Annotated in this window: 7 protein-coding genes and 1 pseudogene; 4 read left to right on the top strand and 4 right to left on the bottom strand. The window is 72.2% G+C overall.

All coding sequences use genetic code 11. The features are described 5' to 3' along the window. Positions 1 to 239, top strand: a 239-nt coding sequence (locus tag ABT093_RS40170) for a hypothetical protein (protein WP_350572460.1), incomplete at its 5' end; no start/stop codon positions are given. A 36-nt stretch (positions 240 to 275) separates the two neighbouring features. After that, positions 276 to 575, top strand: a complete 300-nt coding sequence (locus tag ABT093_RS40165) for a hypothetical protein (protein WP_350572461.1) — start codon at positions 276 to 278, stop codon at positions 573 to 575. Between the two features lie 86 nt (positions 576 to 661). On the opposite strand, the gene ABT093_RS40160 is transcribed toward ABT093_RS40165, so the two are convergent. After that, positions 662 to 1,252, bottom strand: a complete 591-nt coding sequence (locus ABT093_RS40160; RefSeq protein WP_350572459.1) for a hypothetical protein — start codon at positions 1,250 to 1,252, stop codon at positions 662 to 664. Between the two features lie 319 nt (positions 1,253 to 1,571). After that, complete coding sequence (locus ABT093_RS40155; RefSeq protein ID WP_350572458.1) at positions 1,572 to 2,465, bottom strand: hypothetical protein; 894 nt, start codon at positions 2,463 to 2,465, stop codon at positions 1,572 to 1,574. A 306-nt stretch (positions 2,466 to 2,771) separates the two neighbouring features. On the opposite strand from ABT093_RS40155, the gene ABT093_RS40150 reads away from it, so the two are divergent. Then, positions 2,772 to 3,353, top strand: coding sequence for a hypothetical protein (locus ABT093_RS40150; protein WP_350572457.1), 582 nt, complete (start codon positions 2,772 to 2,774; stop codon positions 3,351 to 3,353). 102 nt (positions 3,354 to 3,455) lie between these two features. On the opposite strand, the gene ABT093_RS40145 is transcribed toward ABT093_RS40150, so the two are convergent. Both ABT093_RS40145 and ABT093_RS40140 read right to left on the bottom strand, forming a co-directional pair. Then, positions 3,456 to 4,946, bottom strand: coding sequence for a hypothetical protein (locus ABT093_RS40145; RefSeq protein WP_350572456.1), 1,491 nt, complete (start codon positions 4,944 to 4,946; stop codon positions 3,456 to 3,458). Positions 4,947 to 4,998: 52 nt separating this feature from the next. After that, positions 4,999 to 5,523, bottom strand: coding sequence for a hypothetical protein (locus tag ABT093_RS40140; protein WP_350572455.1), 525 nt, complete (start codon positions 5,521 to 5,523; stop codon positions 4,999 to 5,001). A gap of 760 nt (positions 5,524 to 6,283) precedes the next feature. Between ABT093_RS40140 and ABT093_RS40135 the strand changes: the two are divergent. After that, a pseudogene (locus ABT093_RS40135) lies at positions 6,284 to 6,376 on the top strand (hypothetical protein); the annotation flags it as partial.

Genomic DNA, 6,376 nt, shown 5'->3' with positions numbered 1-6,376 from the left:
TGGCCCTCCTCGCCGAGCAGCTCACCGAGCGCGGCATCCTGGACGCCGCGGCCGTCGAGCAGTGCACGGCGCGGGCCAGGGAACTGCTGGCCGGCCGTGTCGTGGAGCGGGAGGTCGACGGGACGGCGCTGTGGGACGCGTTCCCCGTACGGATCGCCCAGGCCGAGACCACCGGCGAGCTCCAGGAGCGCTTCGCCGCGCTCGACGAGGGCCGCGTCGCCCCGCAGGTCGGCCAGTAGCCGTTTCCCGTTCGACCGGAGGACCAAGCCGTGCCCGTGCCCGAGCGACCTGAGATTGTCTGCATCTGCGGCTCTGCCCGGTTCGCGGCCCAGATGCGTGCGGCGAACCGTGAGCTGACCTTCGCGGGTGTCATCGTCGTCGCGCCTGGCGAAGCGGACGGGCCGGTCACCGACGAGCAGAAGACCGTGCTGGACGCTCTCCACCTGCACAAGATCGACTTGGCTGACCGGGTTCTGGTCGTCAACCCCGGCGGGTATGTCGGCGAGTCCACGAGCAGGGAAATCGCATACGCCCACGCCAGCGGCAAGCCGGTCTCCTACACCGAGCCCGTCTGACCTCGTGGCGGTTTCGCATCGGAGTACTGGGGCGTGATCTGCCCGAGCAGTTCGGGAACTGGACCTCGATTCAGGCCGGGGCGGGTTCAGCAGCCGTACGAGTCCAGGATCTGCCGGGCCTTCGCGTCGGTGGGGGTCAAGGCGTGCAGCCCGCCGCGGACAGCGTGGTCCAGCACCAGCGGCGGATAGGTCTTGTCCAGCGGGGTGACCGTCATCCGGCCCGGGGCCTGGTTGTCGTAGGTGACCTGCGAGGACTTCGGGAACTCCCGGTCGCTGCCGTACGGGGTGTTGTGCAGGCACTGGCCCGGGCCGCCCAGCTCCCGGTGGTAGCGCTCCATCTGGTCGGGGAACACGTACGCGGCGGCGTCCGGGGCCTTGGCGCCCACGCAGCACAGCACCACCGTGGCGAGGATGATGTGCCACCAGTGCGCGCCGAAGCGGCGGAAGAACGCCCTGGCCGCGAAGAACACCCCGGACGACGCGATGACCGTCACGGCGCACACCACGGCCAGGGCCACGTTGCGGTGGTCGTGTAGGAGCCGGGACTCCAGCGTGAAGTACATGGCCGTGATCATGACGACCCACATCGTGCCCACCGCGATCCCGCCCGCCGGCGCGGTGTAGTTCGGCTCGCCGTTCGCGTCGGCCGAGAGCTGGATGCGCGAGCTGAAGGTCACTTCTCCCCCTGTGCCCGACCGGGCCGGCTCCACTTTCTGCTGGTCGTTGCACCTTACGGCACCGCACCGTCAGGGCCGGCCGGAATGGCGGCGCTGCGCGGCCTGCCGAGCGACCCCTGCGACAGGCGGTGCATGGTGGGCTCGGCCGGAGCAGCCCGGCTGCCGTCGACGGTGCGGGCGGGCAGGGTGACGGACCTCTCGCCGGATGCCGGGCGCCGCCGGGGCGGGACTGTGGAGCGCGGCACGGGATGGGCCTGGACAGGGGCGCGGCCCGCGCGCCGGCACGAACCGGTGGGCGGGCCGCGGTGGCGGGCGCGGATCAGGTCTCGCGGGCGCTGAGGATCAGTGCCCGTTCACGTACGAGGTCGCCGTGGACTGCGGGATCGGTGTCCACCGGCAGGCTCTCCATCGCCGTGCCGATGGAGGCCAGGGCGTCGTCGAAGCGGCGCAGGCGGCGCAGCGCCGCGGCCTGGCGGAAGAGCGCGACGGCGTCCGGGCCCTGGTTGAAGGGCGGTCGGTCGAGGAGGTCGAGGATCCGGTGGGGCTGGCCGGGGAGGTCGTGGCCGAGCCACAGGCCGTGCAGCAGCGCGTGGGCGACCTTGGGATGGTTCCCGGACTCCTCCAGCAGCGGGTCGATGAGGTCGAGCGCCGCTGGATCGGAGCGGCCGAGCCGGGCGAAGGCGTGCAGGGACCGGCTGAAGGGGTCCAGGTCCTCGGTCCGGCCACGGCGGTCGAACAGGTCGCCCAGCGCCTGGCAGCGGAAGTCGTAGCGAAGGCCGAGGCCGTACAGGTGCAGCCGGGTCCGCGCGGTGAGCGGCGGCGCGGCGCCCAGAACCTGCTCGGCCGTCAGGTGGACTAGTGCGCTGCTGCCGGCCCGGCGGCCCTGCCAGGCGATGCCGGAGAAGAGCTCGGCGGACTCCTGCCAGGAGGGGCGGATCACCTCCGCCCAGTGCTCCGCGCGGGCTGTCCACGGCCGATCGAGGTGGTCCGCGATGTCGTAGCCGGCGATCTCCAGCACCGCGCCGCGGGTGAGTGAGGTGAACGCTGCCCGCTCCAGGACGGGGTGGATGTTGGGCGAGCGCAGCAGGCGCCGGGCGGCCTCCCTGCGGGCCCAGGCCGAGGAGGCGGGCAGCCGGGAGTAGGCGATTACGGCCGCTACGGCGTCGTCGAGCCAGCCCTCGGAGCTGGGGAGGTCGAGCACGGTGTCGGTCACGGAAAGACCCTTCGTCCGGTGGGTGAGGAGCGGTACACCCACTAGAGGTGTGCGAAGGGCCGGCGGTGTGACCACCTGTCCGGACCCGGCGGCCGGAGAAGGGCCCTGGGAGTTGTCGGTGCCGATCGCTATGCTCGACGGCAGCGCACCTCGCTGTGCGCGCCGGCCCGGGCCCACCCCCGGGATTTCGGTGAATCGTGCTGCCGCGCGGGTGCGAGTGACGACCGGTGCCCTCTTCTTGAACCGCACCCTGGCCTGCTCGTGGTGGGACGAACCGCAGCGCCGGGACGCGACGAAGGAGAAGCGGTGACCCCGTCCTCGCCCAACACCAGCAACCACCAGCGCATCGCCCGTGCGCTGAACAGCTCGACCGGCTGCGGCTACCAGAAGGCCCTCCAGCGCGTGAAAGCCGCGGCCGACGCGGGCCGGCTGCCCGCCAAGCTCGACCAGGCCGGCCGTGAGGAAGCCGTGCGGATGCTCGCCGAGAGCCACCCTCAGGCCATCCCGGCTCCGAGCCCGGTCCCCGCACCGAGCGCTCCGCACGTGGGCACGCACCCCTCCGCCGTGGCGCTCGGGCTGGTCCGCGGGGGCCTGGATAAGACGGTCGCCGTGAGCGACCTCAGCGCGTTGGGCCTGCCGGGTCACCAGGTGCTGCCGGTCGATCTGGGCGACCTGCCGTTCACCGAGCTGGTGCTCACGATGCACAGGTCGGCGGAGAGGCACCGGGGCTTGAAGCAGAAGGAGCGGGTCGTCGAGGCCATGCGCGCGGAGCGAGACCGGTGGCTGAACCCGTTCCTGCTGCCCGCCGTGCCCGAGGGTCTGCTCGAGCAGGTGGAGCGGCTGGTGGCGCAGGCCTGCCCGGAGCCGCGGAGAGGCGAGCCGCAGTGAGCCGCCGCCGGCCGGGCACGCTGCGGACTTCCGCAGGGTGCTCGTGCCGGTCCGGGAAACGGGCCGGCCCCGGGGCGGGGGCCGGGGCCGGTCGGGTTCGGGCTATGCGGTGGTGGCGGCCCGCTTGACTCCCCCGCGGCGGCCGAGGCCGTAGACGACCCGGTAGACGTCGGGCATGTCGAGCTGCCCGCTGGTGCGGCGGCTCAGCACTCCGGCGTCGACCAGCTCCTCCAGCTGCTGCGGGAGGCTGGCGGGGCTGCGCGGTCCGGTCCGGCCGCGGCCGGTGCCGTTCCCGGCCTCCCGGGCGGATTCCTGGAGCCGGTCGGCCAGGCCGCTGCGCTCCCACAGGCCGAAGACGTCCTCCTCCCAGATCGGGACCTGCTGCCCGGCCAGCGGCTGCATGGCGAGGCGGACCCACGGCAGCGCCCGGTGGAGTTCGGCGGTGCGCGCCCCGCAGCGCACGCTGTTCCGCAGATCGTCGTGGTGCAGCGGCCGGTCGTGTCCGGGGTGGTGGCGGCCGGTGTCCTCAAGGGCGGTGGCCAGCGCGGTGAGGAAGGGACGCGGAGTGATCGTGCCCAGTGCGTCCTGGAGGCGGTTGGGCAGGAAGGTGTAGGTGTAGCCGGTGCGGGCGTTGGTGCCCATGAACCGGCCGGCGAGGGCGGTGAAGAACTCCTCCTGGATCTTCGGGTCGCCGCTCAGCCCGGAGGGGGCGAGGAACCGGCCGTCCTGGCTCTGCTCCCAGGTGGGCCAGGCCGCGCGGAAGGCGGCGGCCTCCGCGCTGTCGTGGTTGCCCAGGAGGTGGATGAACAGGCCGTACAGCTCGATCCTGCCAGTACGGCCGAGGTAGTCGGACCGGCCCCAGGAAAGGTCGGCGGCCCGGCCGGTCAGGAAGCCGCGGTCCGGGCGCGGGACCCCGGTCAGAGCCCCGTCCAGCATGTCCGGGCGGATGAACACCTTCGCGCGCAGCCTGGTGGTGCGGCGCGAGAGGGTGACGGCGAGGTTGAGCATGCCGGAGGCCAGGTGCTCGGCCAGGGCCCGGTCGGGGTGGAGCTGGTCCAAGGCGTCGAACAGGACGAGCCGCACGGTGTCGGTGGCCCGCGCGGCGGCTTCGAACTCGGCCAAGGACCGCTCGGTGGCCCCGGGGTTGCGGGCCAGCCAGTCGACGCGCTCCGTCCAGGTGGTGAGGGCGGCAAGGTCCGGAACGCCGAGCGCGGTCAGCGCGACGGCACTCCACAGGACGGTCGGCGGCACACCCCAACCTGTCAGGGCGCGCAGCTCCCCTGCGGTCGGCTGGCCGGCGTCCGGCCGTGCCCCGAAGGCGGTGACCGCCTCCGTCCGCTCCAGCCGGGGCATGCGGTACTCCCGCGCGGCGATGGCGCGCAGCTGCGGGTCCGCCAGGGCCCGGGCCCAGAACGTCTTGCCCTCGCCCGGCCGTCCGCGGACGACGGTGCTCTCCAGGTACAGAGCCGGGCGGTGGACGCCCGGGGTGTACATCAGCGGAGCCGGGAGGGTGAGGGCGTCGGTGGCGAGCGCGGCCGAGAGCGCGTCGTGCAGCAGTGTCCGCAGTTCTACGACCGGGAGGGTGAGGGACATCAGGGCCTTCCAAGGTGGGGTTTCCGGGGCGTCGGACTTCGTTCCGCTCCGGTCACCACCAGTGCCGGAACAGGAAGTCGCCGCGCGGGAGTTCGCCACGACGGATGAGATCGGCCAGGACCAGTTTCAGCGACGGAGTGAACGCGCGATCGGCGTAGAAGCGGTTCTCGAACACGGCGTTCTCAAGGTCTTGCGTCTCCGGCGGGTTCGCCTCGACGGTGGCCGGGGTGTTCTCGTCGGCGATCCGGATGCTCAGCCAGTAGTCCAGCTCAGTCATGCCGGTCTTGCGGACGCTCTCGCGGGTACGGGAGTCCCAGCCCAGATACAGCTCGGTGTCATCGAACGCTTCGAGTGCTTCCAGGTAGTCATCGTCGGAGCTGAGTTCGTACAGCTTCACGCTGTCGTTGCCGATGTGTTCGTCGTCCCGCCGGCATCCGCTCAGCGAGCTGTACGCCTTGCCGTAGACGCGCTTGGCAATGGCTTCGATCGGGATGTGGCCGTTCTCAGCGGTCGCATAGGCAGCGTGCGGCTCCAGCACGTAGATGGTGTACGGCGTGTACTCGGGTGCATCGGGCATGACGGATTTTCCTCATAAGTGGTGAGTGCGTGATTGCCGGGAGGAGCGCGTGCGGCTCGGGAGCTGCTCCTCCCCAAACATAAGTCAACTCATAGAATTAAGCAATGCTTGCGACACCCCGACCCTCCCTGGCCGCCGGCGGCCGCCCTGCACGCCGGGAGGCGATACCGGCGACCGGCGTCGGGGCTGAACTCTGCGACCGCAGCGCCCCCCAATGCGCTCGCCACGGCCGAGCGCGGCGCCGCCGGCCAAGCGGGAGACCGCGCCCCGGGGGCCGCCGGCCAGCCGGGCGTGGCGAGGCCGCGAGGGGAGGGGCCCAATCTGGAGATGTTGCTTAACTCCATGAGTCTGTGTATCGTTTGAAATGTCGCCGGGCGAACGAGTGCCCTATCCGGGCCCGGGCCGTGCGACAGCCGCCCCTCCGCCGCGCCTTCTGGCCCGCCCACTTCTGGAGGCATCCGTGCCCAAGACCGCTCGCCGCCCCGCTCCCGCCGGTCGGACCCCGACCAGCCGCTGGTGGCGCTGGAGCATCCTGTGCGCCCTGCCCAGCGCCGCCGTTGCCCTCGGCAGTTCCTGGCTCTACGAGCCGCACACCGCCGCCGATGCCCTGATGGCCGCCACCCTCTCCAGCGTCGCGGTCTACGTCTTCGCCACCACCATGCCGCTGCGCCGCCGCAGCACCACCTACCAGGCGCGCCGGGCCACCCTGGCCGTCGTGGAAGCGGACCCCGACCCCGACGGCGGCAGCCCCAGCGACACCTACGAGCTGCAGGAGCAGGGCCGCGACACCGTCGACGCCAACCTCGACCTGGGCCTGCCCGCCGACGCCCGCGACTACAGCATCGGCGCCCAG

The organism is Kitasatospora sp. NPDC002551 (genome assembly GCF_040296005.1).
Lineage (GTDB): Bacteria > Actinomycetota > Actinomycetes > Streptomycetales > Streptomycetaceae > Kitasatospora.
The sequence above is the reverse complement of the archived record's forward strand: the minus strand, read 5'-3'. Positions and strand labels throughout refer to the sequence as shown.